This window comes from Cryobacterium sp. Hz9, from assembly GCF_004402825.1.
In the GTDB taxonomy this organism is placed as follows: domain Bacteria; phylum Actinomycetota; class Actinomycetes; order Actinomycetales; family Microbacteriaceae; genus Cryobacterium; species Cryobacterium gelidum.
The window spans coordinates 1-17,800 of record NZ_SOFC01000014.1 but is presented as its reverse complement, the minus strand read 5'-3'; the positions used below and the strand labels follow the sequence as shown (position 1 = coordinate 17,800).

Genomic DNA, 17,800 nt, shown 5'->3' with positions numbered 1-17,800 from the left:
GCAGCATCCGCTCTGGTGCGCGTTCGGGCCTCTCGTTGGCACCCGCCATACTGAGTGCATGACGGACCCGATCGGTGTGCGTGCGCGGCGGAGCCCGACGCTGTCGGTGCGCGTGCGCATTCTGGCCGCAATCCTGCTCGTGACCGCGGCCGGCCTGGCGATCGCCGGAACGACCGCGTACGTGGTGCAGAGTGAACGCACCCTGGGCGAGATTGACGCGGTGCTCACCGACACCGTCGACGACGTGCGTATCGTCGCGGCCGACTCCGCAGCTCGCGACCTGCGCGGCACCTTGCGGGCGGTTATCGCCGGGGTTCGCCCGGCGACCAATGAGAGCACCCTTGCCGTCATCGATGGGGTCGCGGCGCTCGAACCCCGTGCCGTCGACTTTCGACTCGCCGACGACGCGCTCGTTCAGCGCAGCGAGGCCGAAACGGGCTCGGGCGAGGTCGTTCTCGGCACCGTCACGGCGTCGGGCCGCCTGCTGCGCTATGTCTTCGTACCGGTCTCCGTCGACGGCGACCCGGCGCGGGGCACGTTCATTGCCGCTTTCGATCTCAACGCCGAACTGAAGCCGGTTTCCGATGCCTCCCGCACCTATCTGATCGTGGGCCTGGTGACCCTGATCGTCGTCGGGCTGGTCGGCTGGGTCGTGGCGGGTCGCCTGCTGCGACCGATTCGCGGCCTGCGTGAGGCTGCCGCGCGTATTACCGCGTCGGATGTGAGCGAACGCATCCCGGTGGTCGGTCATGACGACGTGTCGGCTCTGACCTCCACCGTGAACGATATGCTCGACCGCCTGCAGGGCGCGCTCACCGGGCAGCGCCAGCTGCTCGACGATGTCGGACACGAGCTGAAGACGCCGATCACCATCGTGCGAGGGCACCTCGAGTTGATGAACACCGACAATGCGTCAGACGTCGTAGCCACCCGCGATCTCGCGATCGACGAACTCGACCGCATGGGCGGCCTCGTACGTGACATCTCGGCCCTCGCCCAGGTCGAACGCTCCGCACTTGCAAACGTCCACCCCACCGATATCACTGCGCTCGTGGAGCGGGTGCGCCTCAAAGCGGCGGCACTGTCGGCACACAGCTGGGTCGTGACGGCGACGGCCGATGTTGTCGTGCGAGTAGACGCCGACAAACTGACCCAGGCGCTGCTGCAGCTGGCCGCCAACGCGGTCACGCACGGAGCGCCGACCGGAGTGATCGAGCTCGGCAGCGCCCTCACACTGGATGCCGCCGGCCGGCCCCACCTGCACCTCTGGGTGAGCGATCACGGGCCCGGCATCAGCGACGAGCTGCTGCCACGTGTCTTCGACCGGTTTCAGTGAGGAACTCCCGGACGTGGGCCGGCCGGCTCCGGCCTCGGCCTGGCCATCGTGGCGGCCATCGCGCAGGCCCACGGCGGCACGGCCCTGGTCGCCCCGACCCCCGGCGGCGGCGCTACGTTCACCATCGACCTCCCCACCGACCAGGCGCCTGCGTCACCCGACCTGAAGGACATCCGCTCGTGAGTCGCATTCTGATCGCCGAAGACGAAGACGAAGACCGCATCGCCAGTTTCGTCGAGAAGGGACTCGTCGCCGCCGGGTTCGCCACCGTCGTGGTGCGCACCGGAACGGATGCCCTCGACTACGCCATCACCGGCGGCTTCGACCTGCTCATTCTGGACATCGGGTTGCCCGGGCTCGACGGCTACGAGGTGCTACGGCAGCTGCGGGCCGACGGGTCCAAGCTGCCGGTAATCGTGCTGACCGCCCGCGACTCGGCTGAAGACACCCTGGCGAGCCTCGAGGGCGGCGCCAACGACTACATGTCGAAACCGTTTCGGTTCGACGAGCTGCTGGCGCGGGCGCGACTACGCATGGCGGAAGCCCCGCGGGCGACGAGTTCCGTGCTCAGCGTCGACGGGCTGCAACTCGACCTGCGTACCCGGCGGGCGACACTGGGGAACCGACAGGTCGACCTCTCTGCCCGAGAATTCGCGCTCGCCGAAGAATTTCTGCGTCACCCCGACCAGGTATTGAGCCGGGAACAGCTGCTCAGCCGGGTCTGGGGCTACTCCTGGGACCCCGGGTCGAACATCGTCGACGTCTATGTGGGGTACCTGCGCGCGAAGTTCGGTGCGGAACGCATTGAGACGGTACGCGGAATGGGCTACCGACTCACCTGAGTCGACAGCCCATTCATCGGCTGAGCGGGTTACTCGTGATCGCTGCCGTGGCCCGAGTCGTCGGCGCTGTCATCACTGCCGGAATCATCGCTACCGGAATCATCACTGCCGGAGTCATCACTGCCGGAGTCATCGCTGCTTTCATCGTGTCCCGAGTCGTCGACCGTGACCGTGACCGCGTTGCCGGAGCCGGAGTTGCCGTCGACTCGGCCGTCACTGTCGTCGGGGGCTTCGTTCACGTAGTCGGCACCATGACCGGAGCCGATGCGTCCGTCGCTGTCGTCCGGGGCGTCGTTCACATCGTTACTGATCGAGTCATCGACGTGATCGTCGATGCCACTGCCCATGCGTCCGTCGCTGTCGTCGGGGGCGTCGGGGGCGTCGGCTCCATCGTCGATGCCGTTGCCCGAGCCGATACGTGCGTCGCTGTCGTCGGGGGCGTCGGCTCCATCGTCGATGCCGTTGCCCGAGCCGACGCGTCCGTCACTGTCGTCGGGGGCGTCGGGCGTATCGGTAGAGGCGGGGCTGCTGCTCGACGTGCTGGTCGGAGCCACGACGTTCGGCACGGTGTTCGCCTGGGCGGCGATCACGCCGACCGACATCAACCCGGCGAGGCCCAAGGTTGCGAGGGTGAGGGTGCGCTTCTTCGTCATCTGAAACATGGGAGGGCCTTTCGTCTGCGCCGAGTAAGCGGCGGATGGATTTCGTGGTGTCGATCTCCACAACCCCAATCAACCGCACGCCGATAAGACCGGCACGAGAAGTGCATGAGAGCGCTCTCATGCAGAGGAATTAGCCGCTGCTGCTGCCCGACCCGCTGCCCGACCCGCTGCCAGAACCGGAGCTTTCGCCGGAATCGTCCGTGCCGATATCGTCGTCGTGACCGGGGTTGTCACCGCCATGATCGTCGACGACGACGGGATCTTGAGGGGGAACGACTTCGGGGGTCGCGCTGGGGCTGGTCGGGTCGGTGCCTGTCGGGTCAGCGCTCGGCGTTGGTGCCGGTGTCGCCGCCCCAGTGGACGTCCTGGTCGGCTGCACCGCCACGGCTGGAGCGCCAGTGGATGTCCCGGTCGGCTGCACCGCCACGGCTGGAGCGCCAGTGGATGTCCCGGTCGGCTGCACCGCCACGGCCGGAACGCCAATGGATGTCCCCGGCTGTTCGGCAATGGCGAGCGAATCGGCCAGCGCCGCCGAAAGGGTGACGAGCAGAACTACCGCGACTCCGACGCCGACGACCCCGAGCAGCGGTCGTCCCCAGTTGCTGCGCACGTTCATGATGCCTTGCGGTCCATCCTTTCAGTGTGGGCTCCGCGGGTGAGTGCGGAGCAAGATCTGAGTGAGAATTCTCTTAGATTTGGGACGGCCGCGCCTGCGCCGTGACAGACGTCGCGTCTAAACACGTGTGGGATTGTTCGACAATTTGGCAGGTTCTGGACAGCGCCTCAGCGGCAGCGTTCACGGTCGGGAAAACTGCTCCGGTCTAATCGTCGGATCAATCAGGGAAAGCCCCGTCCAAGTCTCGGGCGGGGCTTTCACTGATTCAGGATTCCGTCGGCGGGGTATCCGCGTCGGCCGTCCGTTTGGCCTCCGGCACGGCGGTTGCGTCGTCGAGCTCGCGCGACCCGTCGGGGTTCAGGCGGATTATGCGCGGCCGGGCCGCGCGCATCCGTTCGTCAGTCCAGTCAGCGGCATCGGAATCGAGGCGCTGCCGGGCAACCGGGTGTGCGTCGCTCGGGTTACGCGGATGCGGCGACATAGGTGTTCTTGATGACCGACCCCCAGTAGGGTCCGAACATGGTGTTCGCGATGTTGTTGTAGCCGAAACTGTTGACCGAGTTCTGCAGGCCGTTGGAACCGCTGCCGATCATCCACGGGCCGCCCGACGATCCGCCGGTCATGTTGCAGGGGATGCCCTGCGACTGGCTCTGGCCGTAGGGGTCAGGGGTGGCGGTGCCGTAGCAGGACTGCAGGGTCTCACCGTTGAACGGTGCGGCTGCCGGATAGCCGTAGGCGGTGTACGTGAGGCCGCGGCTCTGGTTGAACGTGACGCCCGACGCGCCGACGCTGTCGCTCAGTGACGTGCCGGTGGGTGAGGACACGATGGCGAAGCCGGTGTCATAGCTGATGTCACCACTGTTGCTCCACTGGGTGGGAGCGTACAGCTCGGTGGCATTCCACTGGCCGAACGGTGCCGAGCCGTTCTCATAGGCCGGCACGAAGATGAGGCGTGACGCGAAAGCGCCCGGGCCTTCGTTGACGCAGTGTCCGGCGGTGACGACCGTGTTCTTGTTGGCCGCGGAGATAGCGTTGCCTGAACAGACGTAGTCAGTGCCACCGAGGGTGAAGAAGATCTTACCGATGTGGGAGATGGGGGAGACGCGGGTGGCCGCAGTCGACTTGTCGGGGCTGGGTGCCTGTGGGGACACGAGAGACGTGGTTCCGGCCGTGACCGCGCCAACTACTCCGGCTGCCACATTGTCTTGCACCAGGACCTCGCCGGGGATGGCGGACTGCATGCGCTCGGACGTCCAATAGTCACCGCCCTGTTGGGTCTGCGGAACGACCCAGCGTTCGACATCCGAGGACGCAGAAGAAACTCGCGACTCCGGCGCGATGGCGGCGGAGGCTGCGCCGGCGGACAGGAAACCGCCGGTCCCGACTAAGGTGCCAATCAGAAGCGCCGAGAGGGCGCCAGATCTAACTTTGCTTCGCATCATTGCTTCACTCCAGTTATCGATCGCATCGAGCGGACTGTATTGCCGCAAGTACTAATACAGTATGCGGCAGTGCACTCGCTGTCTACCCATTATGGGCGGCACCCATAATGGGGCAGAGGTCCGAGCGTTTCTGGCGGGATCCGTTTCCCCAGGCATTTAATTTCGGCTCGATTGTTGAACAACTTGTTGAAATGCGGCAGTCTAGGGTGAACGACAGGCGGGAACCATGCCAACCATCGATTTAAACAGCGACGTCGGAGAGTCCTTCGGCAACTGGACCTTCGGCGACGACGCCGCCATCATCACCTCGGTGACCAGCGTCAACGTCGCCGGCGGGTTTCACGCCGGCGACCCCACGACTATCCGCGCCACCTGCGCGGCTGCGGCTGCTGCGGGCGTGACAGTGGGCGCGCACCCCGGTTATCGGGACCTGGCCGGCTTCGGACGTCGGTTCATCGAGATGGATCCGGCCGAACTCAGCAACGATGTGATCTACCAGATCGGCGCCGTGCAGGCCCTCGCCCGCGCAGCCGGAACCGCAGTGCGCTACGTGAAGCCGCACGGTGCCCTCTACAACACCATCGCTCACCACCCGGTGCAGGCGCAGGCCGTGGTCGATGCCGTACTCGCCGTCGACTATCGCCTGCCGCTGATGGTGCTGCCGAACAGTGACATCGAACGCCTCGCCCAGGCCGCCGGGCTGCGTACCGTGGCCGAAGCTTTCGCCGACCGTGCCTACAACCCCGACGGCAGCCTCGTGTCGCGGTCGTTGCCGGGCGCAGTATTGCACTCGGTCGAGGCGGTGACCGCGCAGGTTGTTCGCCTCGCCGTCGACGGCACCGTGGTCGCGATCGACGGATCGGTCATCGCGGTGCCGGCGGTGAGCATCTGCCTGCACGGCGACACTCCCGATGCGGTGCGGCTCGCCGCTGCGGTGCGCGCGGCCCTGCACGCCGCCGGCGTCTCCGTGGCGAGTTTCGTCTAGCCGATGACCACCCCCATCACGTCTATTCGTCCCGTCGGCGACCGGGCCGTGCTCGTGCAGCTCGGCGGTCTCAACGAGGTGCTCGGCCTGTATGAGGCGCTCCGCGAGCATCCGCTGCCCGGTCAGGTAGACCTGGTCGCCGCCGCCGAAACCATACTCGTGACGGCCGACTCCGCCGGAGCCGCCCGCGGCTTCGCTGCCCGGCTGCACGCCCTCGATCCCGGTGATGCCGACGCCACCGGCGCCGACACCCTGGTCGAGATCGACGTGATCTACGACGGAGACGACCTCGACGAGGTTGGTGACCTCACCGGCCTCGGGCGCGACGGCGTCATCGCCGCACATACCGGGCAGCCGTGGACCGCAGCGTTCGGTGGCTTCGCCCCCGGCTTCGCATACCTCGTCGGCGACGGCCGCCTCACGGTTGCCCGGCGCAACAGCCCGCGCCGGGCCGTTCCGGCCGGCTCTGTGGCGCTCGCCGACAGCTATTCGGCCGTGTACCCACGGGTCACGCCCGGCGGCTGGCAACTGATCGGTCGCACCGAGGCCACCCTGTGGAGCCTCGACCGCGACCAGCCCGCCCTCGTGCAACCCGGAAATCGGGTGCAGTTCCGTGCCGTGCGCGAGTTCGTCCGGGCCGCGCCGCCGGTCGAGGCAGCGGATGCTGACACCGTCGCGACCAAAGCGGCAGCCGCGGACCTCCTCGTCGTGCAGCCCGGGCTGCAGACCACCGTGCAGGACCTCGGCCGCACCGGCCTCGCCCACCTCGGGGTGGCCGGCGCCGGCGCCCTCGACCGTGGTTCCCTACGCCGCGCCAACCGGCTGGTCGGTAACCCAGCCTCGGCCGCCGTCCTCGAAAACGCCCTCGGCGGCCTCGTGCTGAAGGCACGCACCGAGCAGGTGCTCGCGGTGACCGGGGCATCCGTTGTCATCACGATCAGCAGAACGGATGCCGCCACCCGCGTCGTAACCACCGATGCGCCGTTCGCCCTGCACGCCGGCGAACAGCTGAGCCTCGATGCCCCGCTGTGGGGCGTGCGCAGCTATGTCGCCGTGCGCGGCGGCTTGGACGTGCCGCTCGTGCTCGGCAGCCGCTCCACCGACTCGATGTCGGGACTCGGTCCGGCTCCTCTCGTCGTCGGCACCGCGCTGCAGGTGCTGCCAGCCTCGCCGTCGAGCGTTGTGGGGGCGGCTGAAATCCCCGCGGCGGCGCCCGACGACGTGACGGTCTTGCGCTACCTGCCCGGCCCCCGCGCCGACTGGTTCAGCGCCGACACGCTCGCCGACTTCGACCACACCGACTGGCGCGTCAGTGCCCAGTCGAACCGCATTGGCCTGCGCCTCGACGGACCAGCCCTGGTCCGCTCACGAAACGGCGAACTGCCGAGCGAGGGCACCGTCTCCGGGGCCATTCAGATGCCCGCCTCGGGCCTTCCGGTGTTGTTTCTCGCCGACCACCCGGTCACCGGCGGCTATCCGGTGCTCGGCGTGGTGCTGCACGCCGACCTTGACCGGGCCGCGCAGCTCGGCACGGGGGCACGCATCCGCTTTGCCGCTGTGCCGCTTGAGAACGCTGTGCATTTCGAGAACGCTGTGCCGTTCGAGCACGCTGTGCCGCTTGAGAACGCTATGCCGCTTGAGCACGCTGTGCCGCTTGAGAACGCTATGCCGCTTGAGCACGCTGTGCCACTCGAGAACGCTGTGCCGCGTGAAAATACTCTGACCCGTGATACCGGGCGTGTAAGCGCCTCCGACACCCCGAACGAGAGCTGACCCGTGCAGAAAGTACTCATTGCCAACCGCGGCGAAATTGCCGTGCGCATCATTCGTGGCTGTTCCGACGCCGGGCTCGACTCGGTCGCCGTCTACGCCGACGTCGATGCTGACGCGCTGCACGTGGGCCTGGCCACCGAGGCCTACGCGCTGGACGGCAACAGTCCCGCCGACACCTACCTCAATGTGCCGAAACTGTTGGCTATCGCCCGCCGGGCCGGCGCCGACGCCGTGCACCCCGGCTACGGGTTTCTCTCCGAGAACGCCGACTTCGCCCAAGCCGTGCGCGACGCCGGCCTGATCTGGATCGGGCCGAGCCCGGAGAGCATTCGCGTGCTCGGTAACAAGGTGTCAGCGCGCGAGATTGCCGTGCGCGTGGGCGCACCGCTGGTGGCCGGCTCGAGCGGCACCGTCGAGACCGCCGCCGAGGTGCGCTCGTTCGCCGCTGAGCATGGACTGCCGGTCGCGATCAAGGCGGCGTTCGGCGGCGGCGGCCGCGGCATGAAGGTGGTCTGGGAACTCGACGCGATCGAGGAATCGTTCGACTCGGCGGTGCGGGAGAGCATAGCCGCCTTCGGTCGCGGCGAATGCTACGTGGAACGGTTTCTGAACAAGCCCCGGCACGTCGAGGCGCAGATCCTCGCCGACGGACACGGCGCCGTGATCGTCGTCGGTACCCGTGACTGCTCGCTGCAGCGCCGCAACCAGAAGCTCGTCGAGGAGGCACCCGCCCCGTTTCTCACCGACGAACAGCGCGAGCTCATCTACACCTCGGCGAAAGCCATCTGCCGGGAGGCCGGCTATGCCGGCGCCGGCACCGTGGAATACCTGCTCGCCGACGACGGCAGCATCTCCTTTCTCGAGGTCAACACACGCCTGCAGGTGGAGCATCCCATTACCGAGGAGACCTCGGGAGTCGACCTCGTGCTCGCCCAGCTCACCATTGCCGCCGGTGGGCCGCTGCCGGTGTCGGAAGACCCGGTGTCGCGCGGCCACTCCTTCGAATTCCGTATCAACGCGGAAGACCCGGGCCGAGGCTTCCTGCCGTCGCCCGGCACCGTGACGACGTTCACCGTGCCGACCGGACCGGGGATTCGGGTGGATGCGGGCATCCGCTCTGGCGATGAGGTTGCCCCGCAATTTGATTCCCTGCTCGCCAAGCTCATCGTCACCGGCGCCGACCGGCCACAGGCGTTGCGGCGCGCCCGCCGGGCGCTCGCCGAGTTTGAGATCGAGGGCCTGCCGACGGTGCTGTCGTTCCATCGCGCGATCGTGGACCTGCCCGCGTTCACCGGGCCCGACCGACTCGGCGTGCACACCGGCTGGATCGAAACCGAGTTCGCTGAGCAGCTTGCCGCTGACCCCGCGTTCACCCCGGTCGCCCCTTTGCGCGGTCGGCGAACCATCACGATCGAACTGGACGGGCGACGAATGGCGCTGGGCCTGCCAGAGAACCTCCTGGCCGGCCTCGCTCAGGGCGGCGGTTCTGCCCCGGTCACCCCGGCTCCCGCCGACGAGCCGGATCCGACCGAGCTGCGCTCCACCATGGGCGGCACCGTCGTGAAATGGCTGGTCGAAATCGGTGCCACGGTGGCTGAAGGCGAGGCGTTGCTGGTGCTCGAGGCCATGAAAATGGAGTCGACCGTCGTCGCGCACCGCTCCGGGACGGTGGGCGGACTGCTCGTGACTCCCGGCGACACCGTGACCGTGCACTCGGTCGTCGCCAATATCGAGGACTGACCGGCACCGGGAATCGACCCCGCCGGAATGGATACGCTGGGGCTATGACCCTGTACGAGATCCTCCCCGACCTGCGTCGCCAGAGCGTCGACGTGCGCCACGCCGAAACCGGCCTGTGGGCCGCATCGATGTTGCGCGAGCGTATTTCGGCCGGCCAGCTCGCGCCCGGCGCGAAACTGTCGGAGGAACCGCTCTGCGAGGTGCTCGGCGTCTCACGCAACACCCTGCGCGAGGCCTTCGCGACGTTGGCCGGTGAGCACGTTGTGACGCGCATCCCCAACCGCGGAGTCTTCGTGACCCGGCCGACCGCCGATGACATTCGCGAGATCTACCGGGTGCGGCGCTTTCTCGAACCGGCAGCGCTCACCTGGTCGACCAGCGCGAAAACGGATGCCCTCCACGCCGCCATCGCTCGCGGCCGCGACGCTCGCAGCGCCGGTTCTGTGCCGGGCATGGCCAGCGCCAACCAGGACTTTCACGCGGGCGTCGTGGCCCTCACCGGAAGCGACCGCCTCGACCTGCAGATGACGCAGGTGCTTGCGGAGATGCGTCTGGTGTTCCACTCCATGGTCGCCAATCCGCTCTTCCACTCGCCCTACATCGACGACAACGCCGGTATTCTCGAACGATTCGAGGCAGGGGAGCGATCTGCGGCGGCCGAGCTCATGGTCGACTACCTGCGCCGTGCCGAAGAGCAGTTGCTCGAGGCCTACGCCCGCTCGTAGTGGCCGGGGCGCAGCATCCGTCAACGCTGCGGATAGTTGCTACGTCCACAGCTGCGCGAGACCGCCGAGCGAGCGGTAGCCGAGATACAGGGTCAGCAGCCAGGCGACGACGCCGATCACGAGCAGCCATTTGGGGTACATATAGCCGCCGAGCAAGTCGCGGCGACGCCAGGCCACCCAGAGAATCACCGCGAAGCCGACCGGCAGGATCAGCCCGTTCACGGCACCGGCCATGATCAGCAGGGTGGCGGGCGCCTGGCCGAGCAGGGTGAAGACGGTGGCCGACACCGCGATGAACACGCAGGTCGCGATGCTGCGTTTGCGCGGCGAGGTCTTGGCTGTGGTGACGAACGAGATGGAGGTGTAGGCGGCGCCGATCACCGAGGTGATCGAGGCCGCCCAGAGGATCACGCCGAACAACTTGAGACCGATGGTGCCGGCCGCGGATTGGAACGCTTCGGCCGCGAGGTTGTCGCTCGTGAGGGCGACGCCGCCGGCGACGACGCCGAGAACCGCGAGAAACAGCAGTACCCGAATGATGCCGGTGATGATGATGCCGAGAATGGAGCTCTTGGTGATCTCGCCCACGTTTTCACGCCCGGAGACGCCCGCGTCGATCATGCGGTGCGCCCCGGCGTAGGTGATGTATCCGCCGATGGTGCCGCCGATGAGGGTCGTGATGATCAGAAAGTCGATGTTGTCGGGAATGACGGCGTTCGTGAGCGCTTCGCCGAGGGGCGGCTGCGACACGACCGCCACGTAGCCGATGAGCAGGATCATGACGGCGCCGAGCACGACCACGATCTTGTCGAGGGCCACCCCGGCGCGCTTGCTCAGGAAGATGCCGATGGCCACCGCGGCGGAGATGAGACCGCCGATCTTCGGGTCGATGCCGAACAGAACGTTGATGCCGAGGCCGGTGCCGGCGATGTTGCCGACGTTGAAGACCAGCCCGCCGATGCCGATGAGCGCGGCCAGAAACCAGCCAGCGCCCGGCAGAACGGTGTTGGCGAGTTCCTGGGCGCGCTTGCCGCTTACCCCGATCACGCGCCACACGTTCAGCTGCACGGCGATGTCCACGAGGATGGACACGAGAATGGCGAAGGCGAAGGCTGCGCCAAGCTGCACGGTGAAGGTGGTCGTCTGCACGATGAAACCGGGGCCGACCGCGCTGGTCGCCATGAGGAACATGGCTCCGAGCAGTGCGCTGCGGTGTTTGTTCTTGAGCTTCTTGGGCTTGCCCATGCTGCGTGAAACGATCGTGGCCATGGTGCTGCTCACTTCTCTGGGATACGAGTCAGCACCGGCGGTCACTGAATGTCAGAAAGCTTATGATTGTTCAACAATCCTCGCAACTGTTCCGGGCAAATTGGCTCAACGCGTCACTGCCGCGACATGCGGCGCTGGGGCGCACCGATCGTGATCCAGTCCGCAGGAACGCGGCGATGTTTGGGCCACACGTATTGGATCGGTTCGACGCTACGGGCGCAGTTCACCGCCGCGCCCGAGGGTGAGTATCTGACCCGCCATGGCGGCTCCATTGGGCCCGGCGAGGTAGCTTATGGCCGCAGCGAGAGCGGATGCGAGTGCGGGCTGATCCAGTGACCGGGCTGGGAGGGCGATCTCGTTGACGATGATCCCATCGGGGCCGAGGTCGCGGGCCAGTGTCTTCATCAGGGCGACCAGGCCTCCCTGCACGGCGGCGCGGGCGGTGGAATCCTCTAGCTGCGCGGCGCCCCAGCCGTTACCGATAAGCAGTATTCGACTGTCACCGGCGCGTCGCAACGCCGGAACGGCCGCCCGGATCAGCGCGAACGGAACAAACATCGACCTCTGCACACCGGCAAACCATTCGGCCGGGTCGGTGTCAACGAATCGAGCGGATGCCGGCGGCGCAGCATCGCAGACCAGCACACTGAGCGCCCCCAGTTCGGCTTCAACCCGCTGCACCGACGCAACAGCCTCACCGGGATCGACCGCCAAGACGGCGCCGTCGACCGGCTCGCCCAGTACTGCGACCCGCACACCGTCGGCGGTGAGCCGCGCGACGACGACCCTCCGTTGCGCCGGATCCTGGAGTGCGACCAGGGCGATCCTCACTGGATTACTCGTTCTTGTCATCAGATTGTCGCGCCTGCATTCGGTGAGATGATCTGGCCGACGAGCGCTGGCCCGACCTCCAGTAAAAACAACACGGCGGCGGCGATCTCCTCGGGACGAACGAGGCGACCGACCGGCAACGTGCCGAGAAAGCTCTCTGCGCGCCAGGGAGAGTCGGCGGCGAGCATGGGCGTATCGGCCGCACCGGGCGCCACAGAATTCACGGTCACCCCGCTGCCTTGGAGTTCGACACCGAGACTGCGGCTGAAGCCGACGATCGCCCCTTTCGTCGCAGCGTAATGAGCGTCGCCCTGGCTGCCACCCACGCCAAGATCCGATGAAATGGTGACGATCGTGCCGGCATTCTGTGCGAGCATGATGGGCACGACGGCGGCGCAGGCGTTGACGGTGCCGCCGATGTTGACGGCGAGCATGCGATTCCAACGTTCGTCAGTGATCGACTCGACCGGTAGCTCTTCGTAGATGCCCGCGACGGTCACGAGGGCATCGATCGGGCCGAGATCGGCTGTCGCTCGCTGCACGGCGGCGGCCACAGCTGCAGCGTCCGTCACATCGGCTTGCAGGCTCAGGTCGGTGTTCGACGGTCGCAGGTCGAGGCCGGCGACGGTCCAGCCGTCACGATGCAATGCCTGACAGACGGATGCCCCGAGCCCGCTGGCCGCGCCGGTCACGATGGCTACCCCGCCCACCTAGGACGCGCCTTCGAGGGGCCGCGCTGACAAATGTTCGTGAACACACAACCAGGTGCCATCCCGGCGCTCCATGATGATCGATTCACGCTCGAGTACTGTGCGCTCGGTATCGCCCTCGCGGAGCGTCGTTTCGACATCATGGCTGAAAACCGCGGTACCGCCGAAGATCTGTATCCGTCGATTGCTGGAGGAGCAGCCCAGGACCTGGAAGCCGAAATCCCTTTCCCAGTCGGCCCAGAGCGATTCGTAGGCTGCCCGGCTGTCGAGGCGGTGTGGCGCAGTAGGGAAGAGGAAAGTCGCATCAGACGCGAAGCCGGAAAAATACGCCTCACGCCGGTGTCGGGAGAAATCATCGATGATGGCGTCAATGGCGGCCAGCGCGTCGATCTCGTCCTTGCTCACGCGCGCGCCCGTGCGACCGCGACCCTGGCAGCGGTCGATGCGTGGTCGGTCACGATGGGTTCGGGGTCGCCGGGCTTGCTGGGTACGATACGTGAGCCGTCGGCGCCGAACACGAAGCGGGGTTCAGGAAAGAGCCATAACGCTCCGAGATAGAGCGCTGCTGCAGCGACTACCGCAATGAGCAGGCTGAGGTCGATACCGCCACCGACGTTGATGAACGGGCCGACAATTACCGGCGGATAGTTGGCAAAGAGAAGCCCGATCGTAGCAGCGCCGATCCAGGCGACCATTCCGCGCCAGTTGACCCCGGAGTGAAACCAATACACGCCGCCGGTCTCGCCCTTATTGAAAACCTGCAGGTTTCGGGGATCGAAGTGGCCGCGGCGCACGAAATAGCCGATCGCCATGATGACGATCCACGGCGTGGTTGTCACGATGATGGCACCGACGAAAGCGTTGACGGCTCCGAGCAGGTCGAAGAACAGCCTCCCGGTGAGAATGAAGAGGAACGCGACAGCGCCGATGGCGATGGTTGCCTGCACCCGACTGAATCGGGGAAACACCGACGAGAAGTCGAGGCCGGTGCCGTAGAGCGAGGTGCTGCCGGTCGACAGGCCGCCGATGAAAGCGACGACCATGAGCAGCACCGCGTACCAGATCGGACTGGCTTGGATCAAGGCGAACACGTAGTCGCCTTGACCGGCAACGATCGTGGCCGTTGCAACGCCGAACAGGAACGGAATCAGGGTCAGTAACTGCCCGAGGAATGTGGCGAGAAACAGCTTGCGCGGCGGGGTGCTTTTTGGAATGTACCGCGCCCAGTCCCCGAGGAAAGCTCCGAACGAAATGGGGTTGCTCATGACGATGAGCGCGGAGGCGACGAATGTCGGCCAGAATCCGCCGAGCGCGAAAGCCGAGGGACCGGGGTTGTAGCCGGCATCGAACGTTCCGGAGAAGGCGACAATGGCCAACAGAATGAGCGTCGTGTTCGCGATGACGGCGGTCTTGTTGACCAGGAGCATGAACTGAAATCCGTACACGACCACGATGATTACGATGATGCCGATCACGCCGTACACGATCGTGCGCAGGCCGATCGAGTCGTTCACGCCGGCCAGCCGGGTGAGAGCACCCACGAGGGCGTCCCCGCTGACCCAGACCGAGATCGAGTAGAACGCGATTGCTGTCAGCAGCGACAGGAAGGATCCGACCACTCGGCCGCGTACGCCGAAGAAAGCCCCCGACGAGACGGCATTGTTGGTGCCGGTTTTCGGCCCGAAAAGTCCCATGGGCATGAGGAAGAGAGCGCCAACCAGCACCCCGGCGACGGTGGCCAGCACGGCGTGCCAGAACGAGAGGCCGAGAACGATCGGAAAGGTGCCGAGCAGAACCGTGGCGAAGGTGTTGGCCCCGCCAAACTGGATGCGCAGCAGGTCGACCCAGGTCGAAGTGCGGTCGGCGTCGGGGATGGTGTCGATCCCATACTGTTCGACCTCGGTGACCTTCGGACGGGCGTTCAGACCGACTGCTCCCGTGCCGGGGGCAACGTCATTGTTGTCGATCATGTGGACTGCCTTCGGAATGACTCATGGATGGGGATAGAAACAAGCTGGAGTCGACACTAGCGGTGCACTTGACTAATGTGCAATAGTTTTTTACTATGAGGATAAACAAGGTGGTCGATCTGTCACTCGTCGTGAACGCCGCCACCCAGACGTATCCCGGAGACCCCGAGCCGCGCTTTGCTGTGCACAGCACGATTGAACGCGACGGATTCAACCTGCTGAGCGTGAGTATGGGATCGCAGACCGGAACCCACGTCGACGCCCCCTACCACTTCGATGAATCCGCCCCGAAACTCGACGAACTGCCGCTGGATCGGTTCGCCGGTCGCGGTGTGATCGTGGACGCGCGCAACCTCGGCCCGCGCGGCCGGATCACCTGGGAGCATGTGGCCCCGGTGCTGGAGCAGCTCGAACCGGGCGTCATCGTGCTACTGCACACCGGCTGGAGCGCGCATTACGGCACCGACGTCTACTTCGAGAACCCGTTCCTCGATGCGGAAGCCTGTCGCCGCATGATTGCGCTCGGGGTGCGCACCTTTGGCATTGATGCCATCAACATTGACGAGACACCCGATGATGAGCACCCGGGGGAGGGGTTTCCGGTGCACCACCTCATCGCCGCGCAGGCCGGTGTGATAGCGGAGAATCTGACTAATCTGGCGGCCATCGACTTCGCCGACCCGCTCATCTCACTTCTGCCGATAGCCTTTGAGGCAGCCGACGGGGCGCCAGTGCGAGCCGTCGCCCTGCAGCTCGAGGCGTAGGGTCAGGGATGGCGCGACAAGTTCCGATCGGATCCAGCCTCCGCGCGGCCCGATTGAACCGAGGCCTCACCCTCGACGCAGTAGCGACCGCGGCAGGAATCAGCCAGGGGTTCGTCAGCAAGCTGGAGCGTGACCAGGTCTCGCCATCCGTTGCCACGCTCGTGTCGATCTGTGACGCCGTGGGTTTACGAGTCGGCGATCTATTCGAGCCGCCAGCCGCACAGATCGTGCGCGCGGGTGCGGGCTCTCCGATCAACTTCGGCGGTCGCGGTGCGGCCGAATACCTAGTGACGCCGGGCACGCAAAACCAGCTCCAGGTCATCCAGTCGGTGATCGAGCCGGCCGGATCGGCTGGGGCTGACCTGTACTCGCTGGATTGTGACGTGGAGTTCGTCTTCGTGGTGAGTGGCTCCCTGACCTTGACCATTGGCAACGAGGAGTTCTCCCTCGACAACGGCGACGCGATGACCTTTCGCGGTCGGGACCCGCACACCTGGCGCAACGCCTCGCTCACCACGGAGTGCGTGGCACTCTGGGTGATGACTCCCGCCCCGTAGCGATCCGTCGCACGTAGTCGCCGCCCCGAGCATCCGCACGTCCCTCGGTTCGCCCAAACGCCACAAGCCCACCTGTCGCTCGCTCATTGAGAAGGATCATCATGTCGCCCACTACCCCCGCCGCACCAATTGGTCCCTCTGACGCGAGCCAATCGCCGCGCTTCGCCGGCATCGCCACCTTCGCCCGTCTGCCCCGTCTGGACGAGGTCGACCATGCCGACATCGTCGTGGTCGGTGTTCCCTTCGACAGCGGCGTGAGCTACCGCCCGGGCGCCCGTTTCGGCCCGGCCCACGTGCGCGAGGCAAGTCGTCTGCTGCGTCCCTACAACCCGGTACAGGACGTGGAGCCGTTCAATGCGCAGCAGGTCGTCGACGCCGGTGACATCGTGGCGAACCCGTTCAGTATCGATGAAGCGGTAACGCAGATCGAGGCCGCGGCGCGGCATCTGGGGCAGAACGGCACACGGCTGGTAACGATCGGCGGCGATCACACCATCGCGCTTCCGCTACTGCGGGCGGTCGCCGCCAAGCACGGCCCGGTTGCCGTGCTGCACTTCGACGCGCACCTCGACACCTGGGACACCTACTTCGGGGCGCCGGTCACCCATGGGACCCCGTTTCGACGCGCCTCCGAGGAAGGCCTGATCGACCTCGAGTCGAGCCTGCACATCGGCATCCGTGGCCCGCTCTACAGCAGACAAGACCTGAAAGATGATGCTCGGCTCGGGTTTGCGATTATCGCCGGGCACGAGGTGGAGACCGAAGGTGTGGCCGCGGTGATCGCACGCATGCTCGACCGCATCGGCGACCGTCCGGTGTACGTGTCGGTCGATATAGACGTGCTCGACCCGGCGCACGCCCCCGGAACAGGCACGCCCGAGGCCGGCGGCCTGACCAGCCGTGAACTGCTCGCGATCATTCGTGCCTTGAGCGGGATGAACCTCGTTGGAGCGGATGTCGTCGAGGTGTCGCCCGCTTACGATCACGCGCAGATTACCGCAATCGCTGCCTCCCACGTTGCCTACGAGCTCATTTCTGCAATGACGCCGCGCGTGGAGACCGCCGCAGACCGTACCTAGGCGTCCGCCAGGCGGATGCCGGGACGCGCAGTCTCCGCTGCGACGGAGGCAGGGCACAAGAAGCGCCGGGCGGCGGGCCGATTGTCGTCACGACGGTCGCACGCAGACGCGTCGACCGTTCCCGCCAAGGCGCGACGGACTTGCCGGCGCTATACCCGCCGCACGTGCCGACAACCGGCCCGCGATGGGGCGTTGTTCTCGCCCTCTGGGGACGACTGTGCCGGGAACCTGTGGGAGGGTTGCACGGTCGGCATTCGCGTTGTCCGGTCAACTCCGCGCTCTCCGCAGCCGCGCGACTGGCGCCGGGCTCGATGCAGCCGCTCAGGACCCGACGACACCACCGTTCGGCCCAGCCAAAGGACTCCGCACCATGGACAAGACCTACCCATCCGCCGCGGCTGCCGTCGCCGACATTCCCGATGGCGCCTCGCTCGCCGTCGGTGGATTCGGCCTGGTCGGCGTGCCGATCGTGCTCATTCGTGCGCTGCTCGCACTCGGC

Annotated in this window: 18 protein-coding genes and 1 pseudogene; 10 read left to right on the top strand and 9 right to left on the bottom strand. The window is 66.4% G+C overall.

Annotated features, from left to right (window positions below; all coding sequences use genetic code 11):
- Positions 1 to 58: 58 nt before the first annotated feature.
- Together E3N85_RS06890 and E3N85_RS06880 are read left to right on the top strand one after the other, a co-directional pair.
- Positions 59 to 1,519 (top strand): annotated as a pseudogene (locus E3N85_RS06890) (ATP-binding protein).
- Positions 1,516 to 2,178 (top strand): response regulator transcription factor, encoded by a 663-nt coding sequence (locus tag E3N85_RS06880; RefSeq protein WP_134461243.1) that lies wholly within the window; start codon positions 1,516 to 1,518, stop codon positions 2,176 to 2,178. The pseudogene E3N85_RS06890 and the gene E3N85_RS06880 overlap by 4 nt, the downstream one beginning before the upstream one ends.
- A gap of 29 nt (positions 2,179 to 2,207) precedes the next feature.
- Here the strand turns inward: E3N85_RS06880 and E3N85_RS06875 are convergent, their stop codons facing one another.
- From E3N85_RS06875 to E3N85_RS06860, 4 genes are all read right to left on the bottom strand, one after another.
- A complete protein-coding gene (locus tag E3N85_RS06875) occupies positions 2,208 to 2,840 on the bottom strand; it encodes a hypothetical protein (RefSeq protein ID WP_134461240.1) in 633 nt (210 codons plus the stop codon).
- Positions 2,841 to 2,970: 130 nt separating this feature from the next.
- A complete protein-coding gene (locus E3N85_RS06870; protein WP_134461238.1) occupies positions 2,971 to 3,456 on the bottom strand; it encodes a hypothetical protein in 486 nt (161 codons plus the stop codon).
- A gap of 265 nt (positions 3,457 to 3,721) precedes the next feature.
- Entirely contained in the window at positions 3,722 to 3,937 is a 216-nt protein-coding gene (locus E3N85_RS06865) for a hypothetical protein (protein WP_134461235.1), read from the bottom strand.
- The gene (locus E3N85_RS06860; RefSeq protein ID WP_134461232.1) at positions 3,918 to 4,898 is read right to left on the bottom strand and encodes a serine protease; all 981 of its coding nucleotides are present in this window, start codon (positions 4,896 to 4,898) and stop codon (positions 3,918 to 3,920) included. Before E3N85_RS06860 ends, E3N85_RS06865 begins: the two co-directional genes overlap by 20 nt.
- A 226-nt stretch (positions 4,899 to 5,124) precedes the next feature.
- On the opposite strand from E3N85_RS06860, the gene E3N85_RS06855 reads away from it, so the two are divergent.
- The 4 genes from E3N85_RS06855 to E3N85_RS06840 are packed head-to-tail and all read left to right on the top strand — an operon-like array spanning position 5,125 to position 10,121.
- On the top strand, positions 5,125 to 5,883 hold the full coding sequence (locus tag E3N85_RS06855) for a LamB/YcsF family protein (RefSeq protein WP_134461229.1): 759 nt from the start codon (positions 5,125 to 5,127) through the stop codon (positions 5,881 to 5,883).
- 3 nt (positions 5,884 to 5,886) lie between these two features.
- On the top strand, positions 5,887 to 7,656 hold the full coding sequence (locus E3N85_RS06850; RefSeq protein WP_134461226.1) for a 5-oxoprolinase/urea amidolyase family protein: 1,770 nt from the start codon (positions 5,887 to 5,889) through the stop codon (positions 7,654 to 7,656).
- Between the two features lie 3 nt (positions 7,657 to 7,659).
- A complete protein-coding gene (locus tag E3N85_RS06845) occupies positions 7,660 to 9,396 on the top strand; it encodes a biotin carboxylase N-terminal domain-containing protein (protein WP_134461223.1) in 1,737 nt (578 codons plus the stop codon).
- Positions 9,397 to 9,440: 44 nt separating this feature from the next.
- On the top strand, positions 9,441 to 10,121 hold the full coding sequence (locus tag E3N85_RS06840; protein ID WP_134461221.1) for a GntR family transcriptional regulator: 681 nt from the start codon (positions 9,441 to 9,443) through the stop codon (positions 10,119 to 10,121).
- 39 nt (positions 10,122 to 10,160) lie between these two features.
- On the opposite strand, the gene E3N85_RS06835 is transcribed toward E3N85_RS06840, so the two are convergent.
- The 5 genes from E3N85_RS06835 to E3N85_RS06815 form a co-directional block, all read right to left on the bottom strand.
- Positions 10,161 to 11,366: an NRAMP family divalent metal transporter gene (locus tag E3N85_RS06835; RefSeq protein WP_241978389.1), complete on the bottom strand. Its 1,206-nt coding sequence runs from the start codon at positions 11,364 to 11,366 to the stop codon at positions 10,161 to 10,163.
- 234 nt (positions 11,367 to 11,600) lie between these two features.
- Positions 11,601 to 12,221 (bottom strand): SDR family oxidoreductase, encoded by a 621-nt coding sequence (locus E3N85_RS06830; RefSeq protein ID WP_166783888.1) that lies wholly within the window; start codon positions 12,219 to 12,221, stop codon positions 11,601 to 11,603.
- A 20-nt stretch (positions 12,222 to 12,241) separates the two neighbouring features.
- Positions 12,242 to 12,931, bottom strand: coding sequence for an SDR family NAD(P)-dependent oxidoreductase (locus E3N85_RS06825; protein ID WP_134461215.1), 690 nt, complete (start codon positions 12,929 to 12,931; stop codon positions 12,242 to 12,244).
- Complete coding sequence (locus tag E3N85_RS06820) at positions 12,932 to 13,336, bottom strand: nuclear transport factor 2 family protein (protein ID WP_134461212.1); 405 nt, start codon at positions 13,334 to 13,336, stop codon at positions 12,932 to 12,934.
- On the bottom strand, positions 13,333 to 14,901 hold the full coding sequence (locus E3N85_RS06815) for a cytosine permease (protein ID WP_134461209.1): 1,569 nt from the start codon (positions 14,899 to 14,901) through the stop codon (positions 13,333 to 13,335). Before E3N85_RS06815 ends, E3N85_RS06820 begins: the two co-directional genes overlap by 4 nt.
- Before the next feature lie 95 nt (positions 14,902 to 14,996).
- On the opposite strand from E3N85_RS06815, the gene E3N85_RS06810 reads away from it, so the two are divergent.
- The 4 genes from E3N85_RS06810 to E3N85_RS06795 form a co-directional block, all read left to right on the top strand.
- Complete coding sequence (locus E3N85_RS06810; RefSeq protein WP_134461206.1) at positions 14,997 to 15,665, top strand: cyclase family protein; 669 nt, start codon at positions 14,997 to 14,999, stop codon at positions 15,663 to 15,665.
- Positions 15,666 to 15,673: 8 nt separating this feature from the next.
- On the top strand, positions 15,674 to 16,222 hold the full coding sequence (locus E3N85_RS06805; protein WP_134461203.1) for a helix-turn-helix domain-containing protein: 549 nt from the start codon (positions 15,674 to 15,676) through the stop codon (positions 16,220 to 16,222).
- Between the two features lie 101 nt (positions 16,223 to 16,323).
- Positions 16,324 to 17,301 carry an agmatinase gene (gene speB, locus E3N85_RS06800; RefSeq protein WP_134461200.1) on the top strand — a complete coding sequence of 326 codons (978 nt, stop codon included), beginning with the start codon at positions 16,324 to 16,326 and terminating at the stop codon, positions 17,299 to 17,301.
- Between the two features lie 370 nt (positions 17,302 to 17,671).
- Positions 17,672 to 17,800, top strand: a 129-nt coding sequence (locus E3N85_RS06795) for a CoA-transferase (RefSeq protein ID WP_304991082.1), incomplete at its 3' end; no start/stop codon positions are given.